At 62.4% G+C, this 24,071-nt stretch carries 19 protein-coding genes; 8 read left to right on the top strand and 11 right to left on the bottom strand.

The annotated features are described in order from the left end of the window. Positions 1 to 198: 198 nt before the first annotated feature. The 3 genes from AC1RL5_RS01570 (at position 199) to AC1RL5_RS01560 (ending at position 4,511) form a co-directional block, all read left to right on the top strand. Positions 199 to 1,296: a carboxynorspermidine decarboxylase gene (locus AC1RL5_RS01570; protein ID WP_011061817.1), complete on the top strand. Its 1,098-nt coding sequence runs from the start codon at positions 199 to 201 to the stop codon at positions 1,294 to 1,296. Between the two features lie 30 nt (positions 1,297 to 1,326). Further along, positions 1,327 to 2,571: a saccharopine dehydrogenase family protein gene (locus AC1RL5_RS01565; RefSeq protein WP_011061818.1), complete on the top strand. Its 1,245-nt coding sequence runs from the start codon at positions 1,327 to 1,329 to the stop codon at positions 2,569 to 2,571. Positions 2,572 to 2,771: 200 nt separating this feature from the next. Then, positions 2,772 to 4,511: a dipeptidase gene (locus AC1RL5_RS01560; RefSeq protein ID WP_072450066.1), complete on the top strand. Its 1,740-nt coding sequence runs from the start codon at positions 2,772 to 2,774 to the stop codon at positions 4,509 to 4,511. 55 nt (positions 4,512 to 4,566) lie between these two features. Here AC1RL5_RS01560 and AC1RL5_RS01555 read toward each other — a convergent pair whose 3' ends face one another. Genes AC1RL5_RS01555 through AC1RL5_RS01530 form a run of 6 tightly spaced genes read right to left on the bottom strand, consistent with a single transcriptional unit; the run spans position 4,567 to position 10,150 of the window. Further along, positions 4,567 to 5,532 (bottom strand): fatty acid desaturase family protein, encoded by a 966-nt coding sequence (locus AC1RL5_RS01555; protein ID WP_072450065.1) that lies wholly within the window; start codon positions 5,530 to 5,532, stop codon positions 4,567 to 4,569. Continuing rightward, entirely contained in the window at positions 5,519 to 6,142 is a 624-nt protein-coding gene (locus tag AC1RL5_RS01550) for a phosphatase PAP2 family protein (RefSeq protein ID WP_053152341.1), read from the bottom strand. The genes AC1RL5_RS01555 and AC1RL5_RS01550 overlap by 14 nt, the downstream gene beginning before the upstream one ends. A gap of 51 nt (positions 6,143 to 6,193) precedes the next feature. After that, positions 6,194 to 7,285 (bottom strand): glycosyltransferase family protein, encoded by a 1,092-nt coding sequence (locus AC1RL5_RS01545; RefSeq protein WP_072450064.1) that lies wholly within the window; start codon positions 7,283 to 7,285, stop codon positions 6,194 to 6,196. After that, positions 7,282 to 8,016, bottom strand: a complete 735-nt coding sequence (locus tag AC1RL5_RS01540; protein ID WP_053159182.1) for a diiron oxygenase — start codon at positions 8,014 to 8,016, stop codon at positions 7,282 to 7,284. Before AC1RL5_RS01540 ends, AC1RL5_RS01545 begins: the two co-directional genes overlap by 4 nt. After that, the gene (locus AC1RL5_RS01535) at positions 8,013 to 9,035 is read right to left on the bottom strand and encodes a hypothetical protein (protein ID WP_072450063.1); all 1,023 of its coding nucleotides are present in this window, start codon (positions 9,033 to 9,035) and stop codon (positions 8,013 to 8,015) included. The genes AC1RL5_RS01540 and AC1RL5_RS01535 overlap by 4 nt, the downstream gene beginning before the upstream one ends. A gap of 53 nt (positions 9,036 to 9,088) precedes the next feature. Continuing rightward, a complete protein-coding gene (locus tag AC1RL5_RS01530) occupies positions 9,089 to 10,150 on the bottom strand; it encodes a glycosyltransferase family 2 protein (protein ID WP_072450060.1) in 1,062 nt (353 codons plus the stop codon). 490 nt (positions 10,151 to 10,640) lie between these two features. Here AC1RL5_RS01530 and AC1RL5_RS01525 point away from each other — a divergent pair, with 490 nt between their 5' ends. The 5 genes from AC1RL5_RS01525 to AC1RL5_RS01505 all read left to right on the top strand — a co-directional run bounded on the left by AC1RL5_RS01525 (position 10,641) and on the right by AC1RL5_RS01505 (position 19,997). Next, entirely contained in the window at positions 10,641 to 12,626 is a 1,986-nt protein-coding gene (locus AC1RL5_RS01525) for a type VI secretion system Vgr family protein (protein ID WP_103407357.1), read from the top strand. 26 nt (positions 12,627 to 12,652) lie between these two features. Beyond that, on the top strand, positions 12,653 to 13,102 hold the full coding sequence (locus AC1RL5_RS01520; protein WP_072450056.1) for a DcrB-related protein: 450 nt from the start codon (positions 12,653 to 12,655) through the stop codon (positions 13,100 to 13,102). 43 nt (positions 13,103 to 13,145) lie between these two features. Further along, complete coding sequence (locus AC1RL5_RS01515; protein ID WP_492628925.1) at positions 13,146 to 17,351, top strand: RHS repeat-associated core domain-containing protein; 4,206 nt, start codon at positions 13,146 to 13,148, stop codon at positions 17,349 to 17,351. 1,099 nt (positions 17,352 to 18,450) lie between these two features. Then, positions 18,451 to 18,723, top strand: a complete 273-nt coding sequence (locus AC1RL5_RS01510; RefSeq protein ID WP_492589011.1) for a hypothetical protein — start codon at positions 18,451 to 18,453, stop codon at positions 18,721 to 18,723. Positions 18,724 to 18,866: 143 nt separating this feature from the next. Continuing rightward, complete coding sequence (locus AC1RL5_RS01505; RefSeq protein ID WP_492589012.1) at positions 18,867 to 19,997, top strand: RHS repeat domain-containing protein; 1,131 nt, start codon at positions 18,867 to 18,869, stop codon at positions 19,995 to 19,997. Here AC1RL5_RS01505 and AC1RL5_RS01500 read toward each other — a convergent pair. Genes AC1RL5_RS01500 through AC1RL5_RS01480 form a run of 5 tightly spaced genes read right to left on the bottom strand, consistent with a single transcriptional unit; the run spans position 19,960 to position 24,044 of the window. Beyond that, positions 19,960 to 20,964, bottom strand: coding sequence for an Ldh family oxidoreductase (locus AC1RL5_RS01500; protein WP_492589013.1), 1,005 nt, complete (start codon positions 20,962 to 20,964; stop codon positions 19,960 to 19,962). The genes AC1RL5_RS01505 and AC1RL5_RS01500 overlap by 38 nt on opposite strands. 58 nt (positions 20,965 to 21,022) lie before the next feature. Further along, positions 21,023 to 21,874 carry a substrate-binding periplasmic protein gene (locus AC1RL5_RS01495; protein WP_492589014.1) on the bottom strand — a complete coding sequence of 284 codons (852 nt, stop codon included), beginning with the start codon at positions 21,872 to 21,874 and terminating at the stop codon, positions 21,023 to 21,025. 60 nt (positions 21,875 to 21,934) lie between these two features. Then, a complete protein-coding gene (locus AC1RL5_RS01490) occupies positions 21,935 to 22,597 on the bottom strand; it encodes an amino acid ABC transporter permease (protein ID WP_072441385.1) in 663 nt (220 codons plus the stop codon). Then, positions 22,594 to 23,235: an amino acid ABC transporter permease gene (locus AC1RL5_RS01485; protein WP_072450047.1), complete on the bottom strand. Its 642-nt coding sequence runs from the start codon at positions 23,233 to 23,235 to the stop codon at positions 22,594 to 22,596. The genes AC1RL5_RS01490 and AC1RL5_RS01485 overlap by 4 nt, the downstream gene beginning before the upstream one ends. Beyond that, positions 23,235 to 24,044: an amino acid ABC transporter ATP-binding protein gene (locus AC1RL5_RS01480; RefSeq protein ID WP_492589015.1), complete on the bottom strand. Its 810-nt coding sequence runs from the start codon at positions 24,042 to 24,044 to the stop codon at positions 23,235 to 23,237. The genes AC1RL5_RS01485 and AC1RL5_RS01480 overlap by 1 nt, the downstream gene beginning before the upstream one ends. Positions 24,045 to 24,071 lie beyond the last annotated feature (27 nt).

Here is a 24,071-nt window from a genome sequence, read left to right as displayed (position 1 = left end):
TGCAGCGCCGCAGCATTCATCGGCCGGGGCTCGGGCCAGTGTGCACCGCCTGCAGCTGTCTGTGTGGAATCGCATGCCTGGCTCGACAACGCAAGGGACAGACGGTTGACCGTGGAAAATATATTTCCGAGCTTTCGATCTAGTGGCACTGCGGGCACAATGCGTACCTTTTTGGCTGGCCCTGCCGGAGACCCTGAAATGATCAAGACGCCGTACTACCTCATCGACAAGCAGAAGCTTTTGAGCAACATGCAGAAGATCGCCTACGTGCGCGAGCAGTCCGGCGCCAAGGCCCTGCTGGCCCTCAAGTGCTTCGCCACCTGGTCGGTGTTCGACCTGATGCAGCAGTACATGGACGGCACCACCTCCTCGTCGCTCTACGAGCTCAAGCTCGGCCGGCAGAAGTTCGAAGGCGAGACCCACGCCTACAGCGTGGCCTGGGCCGACGACGAGATCGAGGAGATGCTCGCCAACTGCGACAAGATCATCTTCAACTCCATCAGCCAGCTGCAGCGCTTTGCCGACGCCAGCGCGGGCAAGGTGCGCGGCCTGCGGGTCAACCCCCAGGTGAGCAGCTCGGACTACCTGCTGGCCGACCCGGCGCGCCCGTTCAGCCGCCTGGGCGAGTGGGACCCGGCCAAGATCGAGCAGGTCATCGAGCAGATCTCCGGCTTCATGTTCCACAACAACTGCGAGAACGGCGACTTCGGCCTGTTCGACCAGATGCTGACCACCATCGAGGAGCGCTTCGGCCACCTGCTGCACAAGGTCGAGTGGGTCAGCCTCGGCGGCGGCATCCACTTCACCGGCGAGGACTACGCCCTGGACGCCTTCTGCGCGCGTCTCAAGGCCTTCTCCCAGAAGTACGGCGTGCAGGTCTACCTGGAGCCGGGCGAAGCGGCGATCACCCAGAGCGCCTCCCTGGAAGTGACCGTGCTCGACACCCTGTACAACGGCAAGCACCTGGCCGTGGTGGACAGCTCCATCGAAGCCCACATGCTCGACCTGCTGATCTATCGCCTGAACGCCAAGCTGTCACCAAGCGCGGGCGAACATACCTACATGGTGTGCGGCAAGTCCTGCCTGGCCGGGGATATCTTCGGCGAATACCAATTTGATCGTCCGCTGGCCATCGGCGATCGACTGTCGTTCATTGATGCGGCGGGTTACACCATGGTCAAGAAAAACTGGTTCAACGGTCTGAAAATGCCGTCCATTGTCGTGAAACAACTCGATGGCAGCATCGAGGTGGTACGCGAGTTTGGTTTCGAAGACTACCTGTCCAGCCTTTCCTGAGCGGACAGGTCACGAGGAGAAGTAAATAAATTGAAGAAGAATGTTCTTATCATTGGTGCAGGAGGTGTCGCCAAGGTGGTGGCCCACAAGTGCGCGCAGCACAACGACGAACTCGGTCGTATTGCTATCGCGTCGCGCAACATCTCCAAATGCCAGGCCATCATCGACAGCGTCAAGGCCAAGGGCAGCCTCAAACAGCCCGCTGAAATAAAAGCCTATGCGCTCAACGCGCTGGACATCGAGGCAACCAAGGCGCTGATCCGCGAGACCGAGTCGCAGATCGTCATCAACGTCGGTTCCGCCTTCCTCAACATGTCGGTGCTGCGTGCCTGCATCGATACCGGTGTGGCCTACCTGGACACCGCGATCCACGAAGAACCGGGCAAGATCTGCGAGACCCCGCCCTGGTACGGCAACTACGAGTGGAAGCATCTCGAAGAGTGCCAGCAGAAGAACATCACCGCGATCCTCGGCGTCGGCTTCGACCCGGGCGTGGTCAACGCCTATGCGGCCCTGGCCCAGCAGGAACATTTCGACCGCATCGACTCGATCGACATTCTCGACGTCAATGCCGGTTCCCACGGCAAATATTTCGCCACCAATTTCGACCCGGAAATCAACTTCCGCGAATTCACCGGGCAGGTGTGGAGCTGGCAGGACAGCCAGTGGACCAGCAACACCATGTTCGAAGTCAAGCGTACCGACGACCTGCCTGTGGTCGGCTCGCAAAACCTGTACCTGACCGGCCACGATGAAGTGCACTCGCTGTCGAAGAACCTCGATGTGCCCAACGTGCGCTTCTGGATGAGCTTCGGCGAGCACTACATCAATGTGTTCACCGTGCTGCGCAACCTGGGCCTGCTCTCCGAGCAACCGGTGAAGACCGCCGAAGGCCTGGAAGTGGTGCCGCTCAAAGTGGTCAAGGCCGTGCTGCCTGACCCGGCCTCCCTGGCCCCGGGCTACACCGGCAAGACCTGCATCGGTGACCTGGTCAAGGGCAGCAAGAATGGCCAGCCGCGCGAAGTCTTCATCTACAACGTGGCCGACCACGAAGAAGCCTACGCCGAGACCGACAGCCAGGGCATTTCCTACACCGCCGGCGTACCGCCCGTGGCCGCCGCCCTGCTGGTGGCCCGTGGCGAGTGGGACGTGCAGCGCATGGCCAACGTCGAGGAACTGCCGGCCAAGCCGTTCCTCAAGGCGCTGGACCTGATGGGCCTGCCGACCCGCATCAAGGACGAACAGGGCGACCGCCCATGGGACGCCAAGGCTTGATGCACTAGCCACGACAGGAGGCGCCGATGCAGGCGCCTCCTGCCTGGATGAATGTTTCGTTTGTGCGTCGCTTTTGCGTTTCTGTGCGACAGATCCCACTTCAGGGGCTCCCGCCCTGCTCCTTCGCAGTGTTAGCTTGGCAAGGTTTCTGACTAACAGCTCAGATAATCCTTACCCCCTGCAAAGGAATGCCCTCCGCAATGGATTTTTCTCTCAAGCACCTGGCTGCGGCCACCCTGATGCTCGCCAGCCTGTCGTCCTACACCTCGATCGCCCAGGCCAACATTACCCCGCAACAAAGCGCGGCCATCCTCAAGACCTTCAATGACGCCACGGTCACGGATTTCCGCCAGTTCCTCGGCACCCTGGCCAAGAGCCCGCTGGCCAAGAGCGACCAGCTCGCCCCGACCATCGAGACCTTCCTGGCCAACAAGCCCCTGAACGCCGAACAGCAGAACGAGATCCACCGCCTGCTGGGCCTCTACGCCCGGATCAAGTACGGCAAGGCCGCCACCGAAACCCTGCGCGAGCTGGTGGCCATCCCCACCTTCAACATCGACGGCGTGCCGCAATACAAGAACCCCGAGTTCCTCAAGATCGCCGCCAAGATCCAGGACCTGGCCAAGGCCTTCAACCTGAACTTTCGCAACATCGACAACCGGGTCTACGAGATCTCCCTGGAAGGCAGCGGCGATGAAGTCGTCGGCATCCACGCCCACGCCGACGTGGTGCCGGTGACCCCGGAAAACTGGGTGCTCGAAGACGGCACCCGCCTCGACCCGTTCAAGGTCACCCTGATCGGCGACCGCATGTACGGCCGCGGCACCGAGGACGACAAGAACGGCATCGTGGTAGCGCTCTACGCGATGAAGATCATCAAGGAAGAGAAGCTGCCCCTGGCACGCAACTTCAAGCTGCTGGTGGACACCACCGAGGAAACCAGCGGCGACGCCATTCCCTACTACTTCGAACACAACCCGACGCCCAACTACAACCTGGCGCTGGACGGCGGCTACCCGGTGGTGATCGCCGAGAAAGGCTACGGCACGGTGATGGCCAGCTTCGCCCGGCGCGCCGCCGAGGGCAAAGGGGCGGAGATCACCCACCTCACCGGTGGCCTGGCCACCAACCAGATCCCCTCGACCTCGGTAGCCACCCTGGTCAGCGAGCAGCCCGCGGAACTGGCCGCCAGCCTGCAAAAGGCCGGCGCCGAATATGCCAAGCAGCACGGCGGCAACTTCCAGGTCGCGGCCAAGGTGGTGGGCAAGGATGTGCAACTGACGGTCACCGGCGTCTCGGCCCACTCCTCCGAGCCCGAGTCCGGGGTCAACCCGGTGGCGCGGATGCTGGACTTCATCAACAGCCAGGACGGCAAGATCGCCTTCAAGCACAACGCCTTCACCGATGGTGCCCGCTACGCCGCCGACAACTGGGGCCTGGACTACCTGGGCAACAAGCTGGGCATCGGCTTTTCCGACGACTTCATGGGGCCGCTGACCACCTCCCTGACCCAGGTCAGCGTGGATGCCAAGACCTTCAAGCTGGCGGTCAACCTGCGGGTGCCCAAGGGCAAGACCCCGCAAGTGCTGAAGGGCGAAATCACCGACAGGCTGGCGGCCTGGAGCAAGAAGACCCAGGTGGCGGTGAACATCGACACCAAGATCGCCGAACCTATGTACCGCAACCCCGAGGGTGAATGGGTCAAGGCGCTGCTGGCGGTGGCCAGCGAGAACCTGGGCATGGCGCACAAGTTCGGCACCTCCGCCGGCGCCACCTCGGTGCACGAGTTGCCCAACGGCGTGCAGTTCGGCCTGGCGCGGCCCGAGGTCAAGTACACCGGCCACACCGACAACGAGTTCAAGACCGTGGAGCAATTCCTCCTGGACCTGCAGATTGTCACCGAGATGGTCGGCCGCATCGGCCAGTTGCCCAAGCTCTGACCGCCCTCACGGGCCCGCCCCCCATGGCGGGCCCGTTCTCCCCTTCCTCCACGCCTCAGCGCGCCGATGACCTCCAGTCGGGGTCGCTGACATCTCGCAGTACCCCGCCATACCCCTGGTAGAGGTTGCCCTCGGGCAGCAACTGCGCTGTGGCCAGTTGCCGGTGCAGGCCGCCCAGGTGGTAGAACGGCACACGCACATAGAGGTGATGCTCGATGTGGTAGTGGATGGCGTGGGGGCCGAACAGGAAGGTCTGCACGCTGGGCCGTACGATGCTGCGGGCGTTGCGGCTCTGGTCGGCGGCAACCGGCAGGCCGGCATGCTCCATGATGGCTCGCACCCGGCCCAGCAAGGGCAGCAGGGTAATCGCCGGCAACAGCCACAACCCCAGGTACAGCCAGGGGTGGCCGCTCCAGGCCAGCAGGCCGAACAGCAGGCCGTTGCTGACCAGCATGGACAGCACTTGCGCCAGGGCCTGGCGCGGCGACTTGTCGACCCGGGGCATGATCGCGCGGTAGTCACCCCGGGCGAACCTCAAGGCACTGATGAAGTAGCCCGCCCCGCACAGGTCCGCCAGCAGGCGCAGGGCCAGCTTGCCCCGGGGCAAGGGGTAATCCCCCAGGCCGAAGACCGCCACCACCGGGTCGTCATGCTCCATCGGATGCAGGTGATGCTTGAGGTGGCCGGCGCGGTAGGTGCAGAGGGACAGGAACAGCGGGCCGGCGGCCAGCCACTGGCCCAGCCGATCATTGGCTTTCTGCCCGCGCAGCAGCAGGCCGTGGGCGCTCTCGTGCATCAGCACCGCCAGCGCCAACTGGCTGCGGGCGATCAGCAGCGCGGCCAGCAGGTAGATGACGGGGTGCGGCCAGAGCGCGGCGCAGGCGAATGCGGCGGCGATCAGCCCCCAGTCGGCCAGCAGCGCCAGGCCACCGATCCAGGGCTTGAGCAGGAACAGCCCGGCGTCGGGGGCAAAGGCACGCAGGGCCCGATTCTCTCCGGCACGGGGTTCAGGCTGGGACACGGGCAGGGTTTCCTTGTCGTTGGGTGGCCAGGGCACAGGCCAGGGCCAGGAACAGGCCGCCCGCCACATCGATCAGCGTGTGCTGCTTGAGGGTCAGGGTCGAGAGGCAGATCAGCAGGCCGATGACAGCGCTCAGCTCTTTGCAAGGGCGGCGCCAGAGCGCGCGACAGGCCAGGCAGGTCACTGCCACATGCAGGCTGGGAAAACCGTTGCAGGCCAGGTCCAGTTGCCACATCCGGCCCAGCCGCTGTTGCAGGAAGCCATTGTCGAGGGCGGCGATATCCGGCCTCGGCACATATTCGGGGAACAGCCAGAAGCACAGCAGCCCAACGGCGAAGGCCATGCCGGTGGCGTTGCGCAGGGCCCTGAAGCCCTCCTGGCTGGCATAGGCCGCCGCCAGCAGCACAAAGGGAAAGAACAGCACATAGACGAACCAGGACTGGGCGATAAAGGGGATCAGCTCATCCAATGGCGTGACCCAGTTGTAACGCGGCGTCACCAGGCGCTGCAGCCCCATGAACGCGCCCAGCCCCAACAGCAGGGCGAACACCGCAGCCAGGGCCTGCCGAAGGTTGGCGGCGGCTATCAGGCGCTGCAAGGTGCCGGTCATGGCTGCTGGCCTGGGGTGGGCATGGAGCGGTGAAGACTCAAGGCCGCGCCCTCACAAGCCGAGCAAGCGGCTGGCCCAGGCATCGATCCGTGCCTGGGCCCGCTGGTTGCCCGAGATCACGTCGGGCGCTGGCGCCGCCGCGCTCAATTGCCGCGCCGCCTCGGCCACCTGACGGCGGAAATCGGCAGGGTCGCCGCGCCAGGTCACCACCCGGTGCAGCAACTGCAGTTGCCGGGCCCGGGCGGCGTTGCTGGTCTGTTCCGGCTGGTCGCTCACCACCAGGATGATCGGCCGCTGGTAGACCCGGGCGATGGACAGCGCCGCCATGCCCGGTGCCGAGACCAGGAGTTGCGCCCGGGCAGCGCGGCTGGCCCAGAGCGGATCGACCTGCAGCCAGCCGCTGCGCCCGGCATAACCCTCGCCCACGCGGTGAGCGTCCAGGCCCGCATCCTCCAGGCCACGGCTCAAGGCATCGGCCAGGTCGGGCTCACGAAAATGCGGGTTGAGGTACACCGCGGCGCCTACGGCGGCCTGTTCCGGCAAGGCTTCGGCCAGGGCCACCGGGGTCGGCAGGCGATACAGTGCCGGGGCCTGGGTATCGTCGACTTCATAGGCGAAATCGTGCTCGATGCGCGCCCGCGCCGTATCGATCTGGCGCCCGACAATCCAGCCGAACAGGCGCCCGAACTGGCGCGGCCACATGCCGGCAAAATTGTTCAGCAGCGCCACCTTGAGGCTGGCCCCGTATACGTGCACCACCTGGCGCCGCCAACCCGGCAGCATGCCCATGTAGAGCAATGCCGGGTGGAAGGAATCGTTGATCACCAGGTCCACGCCGCGCAGCCGGCGCCGCAGTTGGAGGATGTCCCGCAGCATGCGCCCGGGGCGGAACAGGTAGTGGGCGACATTGCGGTTGGTGGCCTGGCGCAGCATGTTCTGCTGGCTGTCGAACTGCACCGCGTAATGCAGCGAGAGAATCTGCGCCGCAATGCCGAAGCGCTGCAGGAAGTCCTGCCCCTGCTGCGAGGTGGTCAGCACCTCGACCTCGGCCCCGGCCGCACGCAAGGCATGTACCAGCAGTTGGGCGCGCATCAGGTGCCCGCGGGCATCGGCGGTCGCCAGGTAAAGAATCCGTGCACTCATCGCCCCACTCGGCCCCGACCACCGAGCAGCCAGCCGGCACCATACATCGCCAGGGCACCGGTCACGCCAAAGCTCGCATCGACGCGGCGAATGTCCTTGAGCAGGCGCGCCAGATGGCCCGCCTCATGGGGCGCCACGATGCGCCGCAAGGTGTTCTCGCACAGGCGCACGTGGGCTTTCTCGTCGGCCAGCACCCGCGCCAGTAGCGGATACAAGCCATGCCCGGCATCCAGCACCGCACAATGGCGGGTCAATACCCGCTCGGCCATCTGCTCGGCACACAGCCCGGTGGCATAGGCCGGCACCAGCAGGCCCTGTTCGAAATGCCCCGCATAACGACGGGCCAGGCGCTGCCAGCGCTGGATCTTGCGCCGGCTCAGCCAGTCCGGCTCCAGGCGGGCTTGAGCGTCGTCGCCCCGCTCGCGCAGGGCCTCGGCAAACAGGGTCACGTGGCGCTGCTCATCGGCCAGGTGCTGTGCTACCTGCCGTTCGAGCCAGGGTGGCGACTGCGGCAACAGCTCATCGAGCAACGCACGCTCGGTGGCGTCTTCACCGGCCAGGTACATGCGCAACAGCAGGCGTTCGCCTCGCGGGCTGCGGTGCAGGCGCAACAAGGCGGCGCGCTTGATGCGGTCCACCAGCCGCGCCTGCAGCGCCCCCAGGCCCTGGGGCCGGGGCATGCTCAGGCAGTCGAAGTTGGCCTCGCCGGCAACCGCTTGCCCCGCATTCATTGCACGGGCTGCGCGGCGCTGGCGGTGGCCGTCCTGGCCCCGTGCGAATGGCGCTGCCAAGCCAGGATCAGGCCGATAAAGCTGTCACGCATGAAGGCCGTGCCGCTGGCCGCAGCGCCGGGAAAGCTCTCCTCCTGGCCGTTGTAGCGCAGGTAACCCTGGCCGTTGACCGCGCCCAGCTCCAGGCTGTCGCCCTTGTTCAAGCCCCGCTGACGCACCTCCCTGAGCAACGGGCTGTCCTCCAGCGCAAAGACAAACAGCTGGCGCTGTACCACCCACAGCGGGATCTGCCCGCTCAGGGCCTGCAGGTCGAGGTTCCAGGTGCCCTGCTGCAGCACCTGCTCCAGCGCCTCGCTGCCCGGCTGCCTGGCACTGAAGCTGGCACGCATCAGCGACTTCGAGACTCGGCCGACGCCCAGGCCGATGGTGATGTCGCCCGCTGTCGGGTGCTGCGCATCGCTGGGGCGCACCACCACGAAATAACTGGCCAGGCGCGCCGCGATCGACGGCTGGGCCAATACGTTGCGCGCCTGTTCGGGGCTGAACAGCACGCGCTCACGGGTGCCTTCACGGACGCTGATCTGATAGGGATCGAGACTGATGTCACGGAACTTGCCACGCACCGGTGCGTGCACATAGGTATCGGATTTCCACACCTTGCCCGAACGGCGCAGCAGCACCTGCAGGCTCAGGGGCACACGCTGGCCGTCGCTGGCGATGCCGCTGCCGTGCAGCAGAATGTCGCCGATCACGGTCTTGCTGTCGTGGTTGCTGTCGGCGTCGATGACGATGGCATGGGTTTGCCGGTCGACACTGGCCCGTGCATCACTCACGTCCAGGGCGATGCGGTTGCAGTCGAGGTTGCTGGAGGCGAACGTGGCGCAGCCACTGTCCGAAGCGAAGTGGTACACCCCGCGACCGGCGAACTCGCTGGGAGCGGCCTGGGCCTGGGCACCGAGTGCCAGCAAGGCCAGGCACGCCAGGGAACGGCCGAATGAGGCAAGAGAAGGGTTCTGCATGGGGACTTCCTCTGGGCACGCGAACGGCGTGCGACGATACGGCGCGACGCGGATCAATCCAGGTTGCGGTGGTACGACAACGCTTCACTGTGCCGGGCACTGGAGCGGCCGATGGACAGCCCGCAGCCACGCACCACGGCGCCGGCAGTGTCGAGCAACGAGATGGCAGTGACCATGGCCATGGCCCCCAGGCGCCGGGCTCCGTGCAGGGGCGGCAGGTCCTGGTGGTTGAGGGCCCGCAGGCTGTAGCCCAGGCGCCCGACCATCACGCACAAAGGCCCCAGCGGCCCACTGCGCCCGAGCCATTGCAGCCAGCCCGGCAGGTAGGCGCGCACCAGGTACGGGGTCAGGCCGACGCTGTCGCCGCCCCTGAGCCAGCGCAGCTTGAACACCTCGCCCTGGCTGTCGGGCAGCCGGTGCTCGGTGTGTGCCGCCGGCGCATAGGCCACCGCCACCCCCGCCGCTTGCAGGCGCAGGCCCATGACCTGGCAATGGGCACGATAGATGCCATCCAGTGGCTCGTAGCGATAGTGCTCGAAGGTGGCACAGCGAAAAGCCACGTTGTTGGCGTAGAAGTTACGCGTGGCGCCGTGGCGCAAGGGGCTGGGGAAATACATGAAGTCGATGGCGGTCAGCGCGCTGCCGGCGACGCTCGGCGCGTAGCTGGTGCGCCCGGCCACCGCCACGGGCGCCTCGGGTTGCACAAAGGGCAGCAGCAACTCTTCCAGCCAACGGGCATCGGGCAGGCAGTCGGCATCGGCGAATACCACGTACTGGCAACGCTCCTGGTCGACCGCATCGAAGCCGACATTCTTGGCGTCGTAATAGCCGGTGCTGGCGTCGATCTCGACAAAATCCACGGTGCGCCCAGCCAGCACGTACAACGCCTGGCGCGCCGCGAGGTCAAGCCCGTCATGGGTAATGACCCACTGGGCAAAAGACTGGGGTGACAAGCTCTGCCGGGCCAGCCGGGCGATCAGGCGCTCCAGGCTGTTCAGGGCTTCCTGTGCATCCTTGCCGCCGCGCAGGTTGTTGGTTTCCAACACCAGCGCGCTGCTGGCAGCAATGCCCTCCAGGCGCTCGCGCAATTGGCTACCGGGAGGCAACTGCGACATCCCGGTTGTCGTCTCTTGGCTATCCATTTCGCTGTGTCTCGAAAAAAAGCAGGGCCGCCCTGGGGCGTGACGGGCGCAATCACAGCATTATTCCGGGGATTATTCAAACGCCGGCTGCATTCGCTGTGATCGCTTGCGCAGTTGGCTCAGGCAGCACTTTGCCAGTGTTCCGTTCTTGCCAAACCAGGGCAAACAATGCTTTCGGCGCAGGACAACGGCCTGTCCCCAAGTACGTCATTCGGAGAGCGAACTTGTGTGCTGCGTGCTCACTAAGAGGGCAGCACTGTCACTGCGCGCATTATCACTTCATGTGGGCGAGGCGTACGACGCGCTTCCTCGGAAAGCCCCACACCAAGCTTCGAAAATTCTATTTATTTTCCGGATTTATCTCATATTTTTTCTTGCGCACCCTTTGCTAGTTTGAGCGCCACCTCCAGCCGGGGTCGAGCAAGACACGGGCCTGGCCTCTCTCACGCTTAAGGATGAGCTTATGTTCGCGCCGGCCGACACTGCGCATTTCGTGCTGTCCATTCCTGCCGTTCATCACGACTTCAAGGTGCTGGCCTTCCGGGGTCGCGAAGCCGTCAGCGAGCTGTATGCCATCCACATCGAGCTGGTTTCGGACAACCCCAACGTCGATCTGGAAAGCCTGCTCAACCAACCGGCGTTCTTGCAGTTCGGCCTCAAGGGTGAAGGCATCCATGGCCTGATCGACGACATTGAGGTCGGCGACAGCGGCAAGCGCATGACCCGCTATCACCTGATCCTGCGCCCTCACCTGTACCAGTTGCAGCACCGGCATAACCAACGGGTTTACCAGAACCTGACGGTGCCGCAGATCATTGCCAAGGTGTTCAAGGAACACGGCATCCTTGCCGACCAGTACCGTTTCAATATCGCCCCCAAGCCTTCGGTGCCGCGCGTGTATTGCGTGCAATACGGGGAGACGGATTTCCAGTTTCTGCAACGGCTGTGCTTTGAAGACGGCATTCATTGGCACCACGAACACAGCCTCGACCGGCACGTGCTGGTGTTTTCCGACAACCAGACCGACTACCCCATTCTCGCCCCCGCGCGCTATCAGCAAGGCAGCGGCCTGGCCGCCGAAGACCCGGTGGTCAGCCATTTCGCGGTGCGCTTCAGCACCCGCACCAGCCAGGTGGCCCGGCGCGACTACGACCTGAAAAAGCCCGACCCGCGCAGCACCTCCAGCGGCGCCAAGCTCGACCCAGTGCCCAGCACCTTGCATACCGGGGCACGCAGCAAGGCCACCCCGGTGCTGGAAGACTATCGCTACCCCGGCCGCTACAACACCGGCGCGGTGGGCAAACAGTTGAGCCAGATCGCCCTCGAAGGCCATCGCGCCGACTACCAGTTGGCCAAGGGACAAAGTGAACTGTCGAACTTGCGCTGCGGCCATCTGGTGACTCTCAGCGAGCACCCGCGCGGCGAATACAACCAGATGTGGCTGCTGATAAGCGTTGAACATGAGGGTCGCCAACCACAGGTGCTGGAAGAGTCGGTCACCAGCGACGAGCGCCACGGCGGCTTCAACCAGGGCTACCGCAACCGCTTCAGCGCCATTCCCAGCGAAACCTTCTTCCGGCCCCAAGAGCCGCCCCCCAAGCCGCGCCTGAGCAGCCAGACCGCGCTGGTGACCGGCCCTGCCGGTGAGGAAATCTGGTGTGACGATTTCTCGCGCATAAAGATTCAGTTTCATTGGGACCGCGAGGGCGAGCGTAACGAGTTCTCCAGCTGCTGGGTGCGCGTGGCCACCAGTTGGGCGGGTGAGGGGTTTGGTCACGTGACCATCCCGCGGATCGGCATGGAAGTGCTGGTCAGCTTTATCGGTGGCGACCCCGAGCAGCCGCTGGTCACCGGCTGCGTGCCGAACCAGCACACGCCCGTGCCTTATCCGTTGCCGGCGAACAAGACGCGCAGCGTGTTCAAGACCCGCAGCAGCCTGGGGGGCAATGGCACCAACGAATTGCGCATTGAGGACCGGGCCGGCCAGGAGCAAATCTACATCCATGCCCAGCGCGATCAGGACTGCACCGTCAGGAACAACGAAAGCCATTGGGTCGGCGTCAACCGTGTGCACTCGGTCGGCCAGGACGAAACCATCACCGTCGGCCAGAAAAGCCTGAGAACGGTCAAGGTCGACGACACCCTGCGAGTCGGCGCCACCAAGAAGGACAGCATCGGCACCCAGTACCTGATCGAAGCCGGGGAAAAAATACGCCTGGTCTGCGGCCAGAGCGTGATCGAAATGCTGGCCACGGGGGAAATCAACCTCTACGGCAGCGCCTTCAACTTCTCGGTGACCGGCGATGCGCAGATCAATACCGGCGGCAAGCTCGACATCAACATGCCCGGCGGCGCCGCCACCACAGCCCCCAAAACGGATGGCGACAAAGACAACATCGATGCCGAAGTCGAGGCCGCCTTCTCGCCCCCACCGGCACCTACCGCCTGACGTTCATTTCCCAAGAGCAAGCACCCATGGACTACCTGATCCAGGAAGGAAAACTCACGCTGCCCAGTGGCTTTCAAGATCGCAGCGTCAATATGTTCGTCCCGGGGGTAACCCTGCCAGCACCTTTCAGCCTGACCCTGTCCCGGGACATCACGCTGCCCGGGGAAAGCCTGGCGGAGTATGTCGAGCGCCAGGTCGGCCTGATTGCCGCCAAGTTGCGCAAATACAAACGTCAGGACCTGCAAGAGGTCTGGCTTTCGACGCAATCCCCGGTGCCGGGCCTGCAAGTCGACGCCCATTACCAGAGCGACGGGCGTCCGGTGTACCAGCGTCAGGCCGGCTTTATCGTCTCGCCCCAGCGCGTGCTGGTGTTTTCGGCCACCAGCCAGCAGCCCTTTGACGATCAACTGAATCAGCTGTGGACAGACGTCCTGGCGAGCTTTCAGCAGCACCCTCCTGTCGCTGGCCCCCCTTAAGGACACCTGACATAAAAGGTCGGCATGACACGGAGTGTTTTCGATGTTTGAGGCTGCACGTTTTGATGATGAGATCGCTCATAGCAATGCACTGCTGGGCTTTCTAGTAGGGGCCGCGCTGGGATTGGCACTGGTGGCAGCCGTCTCTATTTTCACCGTTGCTACCTGCGGAGCCGGGGCCGTGTTATTGCCGTTGCTTGTCGGGATGGTGGCCGGCTTTGCAGGTTCAGAGTTGATTAAGGCGGGTGAAAGCATAGGACGAATGACCAAGGCTCCCGCCGGAGGGATCACCAGTGGTTCCAGTAACGTGCGCATCAATGGCCTGAGTGCCGCACAGGTACAAGGCAGCCTAGGCATTTGCACTAAACACCCGGCTCCTCCAATGGTCGCGGAGGGCTCCGCCAAGGTCTTTATCAACGGCCTGCCCGCCGCCCGCAAGGGCGACAAACTGACCTGCGGCAGCGTCATCGACAGTGGTTCGGAAAACGTTTTTATCGGTGCCGAGAAAGAGCCGTACTTGCCGATCGACGACGAGGTCCCCGAGTGGCTGCGCACCACCGTTGATATCCTCATGGTCGTCGCCAGCTTCGCAGGTGCGCTTCGTCAACTCCCTTTGACGGCAGGTAAGTTCCTCCCTTGCGCCATGAAATTCGCAGCCGGCGCGGTAACCGGTGAGCTGATCAGTCGATATGCCATCGGCCCGGCGATAAGCCGCGTGGCCGGTGCCCTGTTCGGCAATCCGGTGGACGCCATCAGCGGGCGCAAACTGCTGTTGGAAGAGAGTGAAACCGACTTCAGCCTGCCAGGACTGATGCCCATCACCTGGGCGCGCTTCTATGCCAGTGACATTACCCACGAAGGCTTGCTCGGGCGCGGCTGGGTGCTGCCCTGGGAGCAAAGCCTGCGCCTGGAAGACCAGCAACTGTACCTGCGCGACAACCAAGGGCGTGACCTGCCCTTGCCGCAACTGGAACCCGGCGAGCGCGCCTACCTGACGGACGAACAACTGTTCGTGGTGCGCTCCGAAGGTGGGCACTACCTGCTGCAAAGCCTGGACAACACCTTCTTCTATTTCGGTGAGCTGGCCGTCGACGGTCAGCCATCTCCCCTGCGGCGTATCGAAAACGCCCTCGGCCATTTTCTTAATTTCAGCTATGACAATCAGCAGCGTCTGAGCGACCTGTGCGCCACGGGCGGCATTCGTCTGCACCTGTGCTACGAGCAGCACGAACGGCGCCTGAGCCGAGTCGAACGGGTTGTCGATAACCAGCCTGTCGAAACCCTGGTGCATTACCAGTACGACGGCAACGGCCAACTGCGCCAGGTCATCAACCGCAACGGCGAACGGGTGCGCGGTTTCGCCTACGACCAGGGCCTGATGGTGGCCCACGAAAACGCCCTGGGCCTGCGTTGTCACTACCGCTGGGCCACCCTGAACGACGGTCAGCCCAGGGTCGCCGAGCACTGGACCAGTGACGGTGAGCGCTACCTGTTCAGTTATGACCTGGCACAACGTCAGACTCATATCAAAGACGTGCTCGGCCGTACCGCGCAGATCGACTACAACGAAGGTCGGCGAGTTATCGCCAGCCGCGACTTTGGCGGTGAGCAGTACCGCTTCCAGCTCGATGAATCCGGCAACATGACCGGTCTGGAGTTGCCCGACGGCAGTGCCCTGAGCTTCACCTACGACAAGCTCTCGCGACTGGAGGAAGAAACCGATCCCCTGGGTCGCTCGATCCGTTACAGCTATCACCTGGACACCGACCTGATCACCGCCATCGAGCGTGCCGATGGCAGTTGCCAGCGCTGGAGCTATGACCGTCAGGGTAACCTGCTCGACAGCACCGACCCTTTGGGTCAGGTGACCCAATTCTTCAACACCGACGCCGGCCTGCCCCACACCCGCATCGACCCGCTGGGCAACAACACCCGACTATGGTGGAACGAACTGGGGCAGATCGAGCAATACCAGGACTGTTCCGGACAGCTGACGCGCTATGGCTACGACAGCCACCTGCACCTGGCGAGCATCACCGATGCCCTGAAGTGCACCACGCGCCTGACCCGCAAAGCCGATGGCGAAGTGCTGCGCGTCGACCATCCAGACGGTAGCCATGACCAGTACCGTTACAACGCCCTCGGCCAGTTGCTCAGCCACACCAATGCCGACGGCCACACCACCAGCCTGGCGCGCACGCCCCGGGGCTTGCCCAGCCAACGCAGGGACGCCCGTGGCCTGCAGGTTCATTATCAATACGACAAAGCCCAGCGCCTGATCGCCCTGCTCAACGAAAACAAGGCCGCCTACCGCTTCAGCTACGACGCCAGCGACCGCCTGCAGGAAGAAGTGCGCATCGATGGCCTGCGCCGCCGCTTCAGCTATAGCCTCAACGGCCAACTGAGCCAGTTGGAAGAAATCGCCACCAGCCCGAGCCTGGTGCAGCTCACTCGCCAGCAACAGTTCGAACACGACGCCGCGGGGCGCCTGCTCAGCCGGGTCACCAGCGATGCCCGCCTGGATTATCACTACGACGATGCAGACCGTCTGATCGCCGTCGAGCGCCTGCCAAGCAAGGCGGGCCAGGCCCTGGGCATCCGCCCCGATAGCCTGGCCTTCAGCTACGACGCGGCTGACCAACTACTGAGCGAAAGCAGCAGCACCGGCAATCTTGCCTACCAGTACGACGCCCTGGGCAACCTCAGCGGGCTGACCCTGCCCGACGCTCGCCAGCTCAACCAGCTCTATTACGGCAGCGGCCACCTGCACCAGATCAACCTCGACGGCCACCTGATCAGCGACTTCGAGCGCGACGCCCTGCACCGCGAAACCCTGCGTACCCAAGGCAACCTAACCAGTCGCTACGGCTACGACAGCCAGGGGCGCAAAATGTGGCAAGCCGCGATCCGCCTGCCCCACGAGCAACTGAGCCAACTGCAGGAAAACACCGACAGCCTGCTCGGCCTCCCCGAGCATCCCGCTACCGCCCTGCACCGCCGCTATCACTACAGCGACGGCGGTGAAGTACAACGGATCGTCGACAAACAGCGCGGTATCACCGACTTCCATTACGACGCCAGCGGCCAACTGCGCAGCCGCCAGCCGAACCACCCGCAACTGCACACCGAAGACTTCTCCTACGACCCGGCCGGCAACCTTTGCGGCAGCGGCAGTTGGCAATTCGACAAGATCCAGAACAACCGCCTCATAGCCTTCAAGGACCTGCGTTTTACCTACGACGACTGGGGCAACCTCAGCGAAAAGAGCAGCACCAACGGCGCAACGCAACGCTTTACCTACGATTGCGAAAACCGCCTGATCCATGCCCAGACCTGGCACGGCGCGACCTTGCGTAGCGAAGCGCGTTACCACTACGACGCCCTCGGGCGACGGATCGCTAAAGCCGTCACGCAAAGCGGCCAGACCCAAGACACGACGTTCCTCTGGCAAGGCCTGCGCCTGCTGCAAGAACAACAACCGCAGCGCCACAGCACTTACGTCTACGAGACCGAAAGCTACGCGCCCCTGGCGCGCATCGACACTGATCCCACGCTGCCCGACCATCCCGGCCAAACCTACTACTTCCACACCGACCAGATCGGCACCCCACAGGAAATGACCGACGCCCAAGGGCACGTGGTGTGGCGCGCGTACTACAAAGCCTGGGGCGAATTGGAGGCGTTATCACCGAATGTGGTGGAGCAGAATCTACGCTTTCAGGGGCAGTATCACGACCGGGAAAGCGGGCTGTACTACAACACCTTCAGGTACTACGATCCGGCGGTGGGGCGGTTTACCACCCAGGACCCGATTGGGTTGGCGGGCGGCGAGAACCTATATCGGTATGCGCCGAATGCGTTGGGGTGGGTTGATCCGTGGGGATTAAGTTGCTCCCCTAAAGTTGCTAAACCAGGCAAGGTTGTTAATGATCTTAACGGGTTTACTGGTAAAGATTTCCACGTTGGAAATCAGACGCTTAAATTAGATAAGAAAGGGATGAAACATATATTGGAACGTCACCACCCTGAATATTGGGATGGCTCAATAAAAGCCAAGCAAAGTTTCTTATCAAGCAAAATGTCAATAGATGATGTTTCTAAGGCTATTGGTGATGTAATGAAGCAAAATAGAAGTGCCTTATCAAACAAAGGTGGTTTAGGGCAATACCAAATAACAGGCACGTCCAATGGTGTTGAATATGTAGTTGGATTAAAAAATGGAAGAATAGGACAATTTTACCCAAAATGAAAAACATAGTAATAGAGACATATATAAAGCAAGATAATAAGTATATAAGTATCTTTGATTTTGATGGCAATATAGCTGATCCGGATTATATCGAAGGTGCGTTAGTGCTTTCAATAAATGGAGTTAGTCTTATTGATCTGTCGATGTATGACTATATTGATGAGCTCTGGTGTTATTTATCAGAAGGGCTGTCATTAATACATGAGGGAAAAAATTTTTGCTGCTTCTTTCCTGACCAGCCAATAGAAGTCAAGTTCATTTGTTTAAATCGAGAGGTTAGAGTTATCGTTAATTGCCATGAAGAAGTCAAGATTGATGTGAACAAGGATTATTTTTTGATGTCGATGAGTAATCACGCTCGGGCCTTCTTTAATCGCTTAATGGAGATAGAACCATCATCAAAAGAGTCGAGCATGCGTATTATTAGTTGCTTGAATGAGATCAAGTTATAATTTTATTCCTATGTATATTTAGGGAGGCGCTGAGTTATTCAGTTTTAGCCCCGAGGGCGCGCTGCAAGCCTTGATTTATAAGGGCGGCATTCGCCGAACTGGGAGTTAATCAGCGGTTCATTAGTAGAGTGACACGTCAGGTTAATTTTTGTGCAGCATGGCTCTTCAAAAAAATCACGTTCTGAAACGTATATGAGAGTTTGCCTTCTAACATTTAATCGTTCCGCACTCGCTACTACAGCCTTATGATGAATGTAAATATAAATGAGCGCGGCCGTGAAAACTGAGTGCAGACTCTTTTTCTTAGAACGAGACGTTACATTGAGATTTCACGACCGCTCTTTTACATTTCGAAAAACAATGCTCTTACACTGACGATGTGGTGTCCATATAGTTACGCCCGTCGCTGCCAATTCAGCGACCGGACTTGGCCGTCCGACCCTCCATGCGCATCAAGCGCCACCATCCGAAAGCGGGCGCTTTTTTCGCGCTCGCACATTCGTATTATGGCGACTGTGCGTGGGACACCTTCGGGTGTGCCGGGGTCATGGAGCTCGGTCGGCCAACCCGCGTACAGTTGCCACCCTATTTTCGTTTGGCCGCGAAAAGTGGCAGCTCATTAACCCTCTCCATGGAGCGTCACCGTTATGGATTACCACGCTTTCACCTCCTCCAACACCACCGACCACCCCGTCGCCTTTATCAACCCTCAAGCAACTCTGCTTGATCTACTGAACTACGCCGGCCTGCACATCCGCGCTGCCCACGACATGTTGGACAGCGTCTCCAGCATGACCAGCCGCAACGCCGACAATCTCGACCTGACGCGCTTCTCCAGCGTGGCAACCTTGTTGTTACAGGACGGATGCGACGTATTGCGGGTGGCGGAACAACAGGCCATGGATTTACCAGAACCTTAACCCTCCAAGTCCAGGTTCGCGTGCCGGTACTCGTCATCGGGCATCTAGACCAGGCCCTGGTTGTTCTGCTGTGAAGCCTACCGGTAACGGCAGGCTTCAAACACACAACGATAATGCTAGCCGTTCGGTCAAGGTCTTTATCATTGGCGGCCGGCAAGCTCCTACCCTACGCTTTGAAATTCGCGGCCGGTGCGATAACCGGTGAATTGGTCAGCTGCTATGCCGTCGACCCGACTATCAGTCGTGTGGCCGGTGCCCTGTTCGGCAATTCGGTGAATGCCATCAGCGGGCGCAAACTGCTCTACTACGGCAGCGGCCATTTACCCCACGTACAACTGAACCAACTGCAGGAAAACACCGACAGCCTGCTCGGCCTCCCGCAACATCCCGCCACCGCCCTGCACCGCCGCTATCACTACAGCGACGGCGGTGAAGTACAACGGATCGTCGACAAGCAACGCGGTATCACCGAATTCCACTACGACGCCAGCGGCCAACTGCGCAGCCGCCAGCCGAACCACCCGCAACTGCACACCGAAGACTTCTCCTACGACCCGGCCGGCAATCTTTGCGGCAGCGGCAGTTGGCAATTCGACAAGATCCAGAACAACCGCCTCATAGCCTTCAAGGACCTGCGTTTTACCTACGACGACTGGGGCAACCTCAGCGAAAAGAGCAGCACCAACGGCGCAACGCAACGCTTTACCTACGATTGCGAAAATCGCCTGATCCATGCCCAGACCTGGCACGGCGCAACCCTGCACAGCGAAGCGCGTTACCACTACGACGCCCTCGGGCGACGGATCGCTAAAGCCGTCACGCAAAGCGGCCAGACCTACTACTTCCACACCGACCAGATCGGCACACCGCAGGAAATGACCAATACCGAAGGGCATGTGGTGTGGCGCGCGTACTACAAAGCCTGGGGCGGGTTGGAAGCGTTATCGCCGAATACGGTGGAGCAGAATCTGCGCTTTCAGGGGCAGTACCACGACCAGGAAAGCGGGCTGTACTACAACACCTTCAGGTACTACGATCCGGCGGTGGGACGGTTTACCACGCAGGACCCGATCGGGTTGGCGGGTGGCGAGAACCTGTATCGGTATGCACCGAATGCGTTGGGGTGGATTGATCCGTGGGGTTGGGGGTGCTGGAGCACGGCCAGGAAAAACTTCTGGAAAAACGAGATTAAAGTAAACCCATCGAATTACTCTGCTGCAAACGCACAAAGAAACGCTAAAGTCGCCCCTCTAGTTGCTGATACAAGCCAATAGACAGGCTGATCCCCTCCTTCTGCGCCCGGGCCCAGGCTTGCTGTTTGGCCTCTCCGGGAGGGTGGACGCCAAGGCTCGCCAGGCGCTGCATCTGCTGCGCCAGTCGAGCCTCGAACTGCTCATCGAGCAGGTGCGGGGCGATGGCGATCACCAGCAGGCCCGAACCCGGCGATTGCCCGCCGCTTCGAAAATCCGGCGCATCCAGCGACCAGTTGCCCCCGGCGACACCGCCGGCGAGCACTTCGACCAGCAAGGCGATGTTGGCCCCGCGACTGCCGCCGAACGCCAGCAAGGCACCGTGCATGGCCTCCCGGGCACTCAGGGTGGCTGCGCCCTGGGCATCCACTGCCCAGCCTTCGGGGATCGCCTCCCCGGCCTCGGCCGCCTTGAGGAGGTTGACGAAGGCCGTGGCGCTGCTGGCCTGGTCGATCAGCAGCAAGCGCCCGTCGCCGCAGGGAGCGGCGAAGGCCAGGGGGTTGGTGGAATAGATCGGCTGGCGCTGGCCGGCCACGGTCAACAGCGCCGGGCCGTTGCAGAACGCCAATGCCACCAGGCCTTCGGCGGCCAGGCGCCGGGTGTAGTAGCCCAGCTCGCCACAGGTAAACCCGTTGTGCAGGGCAAACAGGCTGATTCCCAACTGCCGGGTGCTGTCACACACAGCGCCAAAGGCCTGATCGAACCCCAGTTGCGCAATGCCCGCGCGCGCATCGCAACGGATCATCGCCGGGGCCAGCTGGGTGATCAGTGGCTTGGCCAAGCCCGCTATGCGCCCGCTGGCAAACCCGTGCAGGTAATCGGCCAGATGCTCGAAACCCACACTGGCCAGGCCATGACCCTGGGCTGATACCGTGGCCTCGGCCAGAGCCTGGGCCACTTCCTGGCTGCTGCCCGCCTGCAGGCAGCAGCGCTGGGCAAAATCCCTGGCCTCTGCCAGCGACAGACACTTGAACGCTGCACTCTCTTGCATCGATTGCTCCCTGACGCTGCTGCACAACCGCCCTGGCCACCGGGCCCGGGGCTGCGGGTCATTCCACCAGGCGTGGCGCCCCCACGTTGGCGGCTTGTTTATCCAGGCCGAACGAGCCGAGTATCTCGGCAATTTCGCCAGAAGCATGCAAGGCCTGGATGTTTTCATTGAGCGCCACACTCAGCGCCGTATTGGCCTTGGTATGGGGAAAACTGGTCTGCCCCGGCTCTAGGGTAGCCTTAACCCGCGGGTCGGGCTCCGAGACCTTGATGCTCATGCCCCGGTAGGCACCCTTCTGCTGCGAAGCCACGCCCACCGCGAAGCTGTCGATGCCCAGCGCAATCCGCTTGGCCGCCAGGTCCTGGGCCATGGCCACCGGGTTGGGGTAGAGCACCAGATTGTCGCCAAAGGCCTTTTTCAAGTCGTCGACCCACAGGTAACCCTGCACCGTGCCGATGCGCTGGCCTTCGAGCTCGGAGATTTTCGAATAGCCCTCGCTGGAAATGATCCCCATCACGTCCAGGTACAGCGGCGCGGTCAGACCCAGGACCTTGCTGCGCTCGGCGGTACGGTACCAGTCGCCGATGCCGACGTCGGCCCGCCGTGCGATCACCGACTGGACCACCGCCGCCGGGTCCACCACTGTCAGCTTGATATCCAGGCACTCCCTGGCAGCGATGCGCTTGATGATTTCACCATCGACCCCGCTCAACTGGTTGCCCGGCCCGGGGATCGAGTACGGCGGGAAGACCCAGGCCGCGACGCTCAACACCCCCGGAGTCAGGGTTTCAAACGAGTGGGCCGGCTTGCAGTCGGCCAGAGCCTGGGGGGCACCGAGCAGCACCGAACCTCCCCCCAGGGAGGAACAAAGGAACGCCCAACGAACAATGCGTTTGAATGAACGGATCATGGCTTCACCTGTGCATGGGTTGCGTTAAGAGAATGGCAGCCGAAAGACGGCTCGAGCAGGTCATGCGTGCTGGCTGGGGGCCAGTTTTTTCTCCAGCGCCGCCACGCCCAGGGTCGCGGGCGCACACACAGCGGCATACATCAGGCCGGCCAGGGTCAGCACCGGCATGTACTCGAAGGTGGATGAACCGATGGCCGAGGCGCGGCTGACGATCTCCGGGAGCGCGATGGTGAAACACAACGACGCGGCCTGGAACATCATGATCGAGAACCCCAGCAACGACGGCAGAGCCACCCGCAACGCCTGGGGCAAGATGATGAAACGCAGTGCATCGAAGCGGTTCAGGCCGATCACCTCGGCCGCCTCGTTCTGCCCTTGGGCCACCGCCTCGATGCCGCCACGGATGATCTCGCTGGTGTAGGCCGCAGTGCAGTAGGCCAGCGCCAGGGCTGCCGCCCAGAAAGAACTCAGGGTCAGGCCCGCCGAAGGCAGGCCGAAATAGAAGTACTGCAACAGGATCAACGCCGGCGCGCCACGCCCCAGCTCGACTATCAGCAACGAGGGGTAGCGCACTGCCCGGCGGGGCGCCGACACACCCAGCGCCAGCAACAACCCAAGGCCCACCCCCAGTGCCAGGCTGGCGGCGGTGACCTGAATTGACAGCACAAAGCCCTTCCACAGCTCGGGAAACCAGGCCATCCACATCGTCAGGATCTCGTTCATCGGGCAATCCTCTGCTTCAGGGTGGCCGACAGCCAGCGCGAGAACAGCGCCACCGGTACGCTGAGAATCAGGTAGACCAGCGCCGCCACGCTGTACACCTCCAGCCCTTGAAAGGTTTGCTGGGACATCTGGTACGCCTGGAAGCTGACGTCACCGACACCGATGGTCGAGGCCACGGCCGAGTCCTTGAGCAAGCCAATGGCATAGGTGGCCGAGGTGGGAATGGCGATGCGCACCAGTTGCGGCAGCATCACATCGAAAAAGCGCTGGGGCGCCGACAGATTGAGCACCTGCGCCGCCTCGTACTGCCCCTGGGGGATCGCCGCAAAGGCACCGCGATACACCTCCGACATATGCGCCGCGGTGATCAGCCCCAGGCCCAGCACCGCGGCAGCGAACGGCGACAAGGCGATGTAGCCGCCTCCGATGCCGAAGAAGATGAAGAACAGCCAGACGATGGGCGGTATCGAACGCAGGGTCAGCACCAGCATCGCCGCCAGCCAGCGACACAGCTTCAGGTTCGACAGACGCAGGGCACAGAGTGGAAAGCCCAGCACCACGCCGATGCAGAAAGCGCCCAGGGTCACGCTCAGGGTCCAGGGCACGCCGCGCAACAGGACCAGCAGAATATCCGCCATCAGCGATTCCTCACGGCCTGGAGAAACTGCACCACCCGCGCGTGCTGCGGCTCGCGCATCACCTGGGCGCTGGGCCCCTGCTCGATGATCCGCCCTTCGGCCATCACCACCACCCGGTCGGACACCGTCTCGGCAAAGTGCATCTCGTGGGTCACCACCAGCATCGACATGCCCTCGCGCGCCAGCTCCTTCATCACCGCCAGCACTTCCAGGCCCAGCTCGGGGTCCAGGGCCGAGGTCGGCTCATCGAACAGCATCAGCTCCGGATCCAGCGCCAGGGCCCGGGCGATGGCGATGCGTTGCTGCTGGCCGCCGGAGCAGCGCGCCGGATAGGCGTTGGCCTTGTCCGCGAGCCCCACCCGGTCCAGCAACTGCAAAGAGCGGGCATCAGCTTCCTCGGCCCTGCGGCCGAGGGTGCGGACCTGCGCCAGGCTGACGTTGCGCAGCACCGTAAGGTGCGGAAACAGGTTGAACGACTGGAACACCATGCCGATGCGCCGGCGCAGATTGAGCAGCTCGCTCCGGGGCAACGGGCGCCCGGCTTCGATAGCCACCCCGCCCATGCTGACCCACCCCCGGGTCGCGGGCTCCAGTTGGTTGATGCAACGCAGCAAGGTGCTTTTACCCGAGCCGCTGGGGCCGATGATCGCCACCACCTCACCCTTGGCCATCTCGAAACACACGTCGTGCAATACGGGGTAAGGCCCGAATTGCTTATGGATCGCCTCCAGTCGCAGGAAAGGTTCGGCGCTGGGTACCGGGGGCGGTGCCAGGGGGCTGGCGTTTTCGATCACGGTCATGCTGCTCATTGTTTTTCTCCGGACAGGGTAGACGCC

The organism is Pseudomonas sp. GW822-FHT06D10, assembly GCF_058799535.1.
The sequence above is the reverse complement of the archived record's forward strand: the minus strand, read 5'-3'. Positions and strand labels throughout refer to the sequence as shown.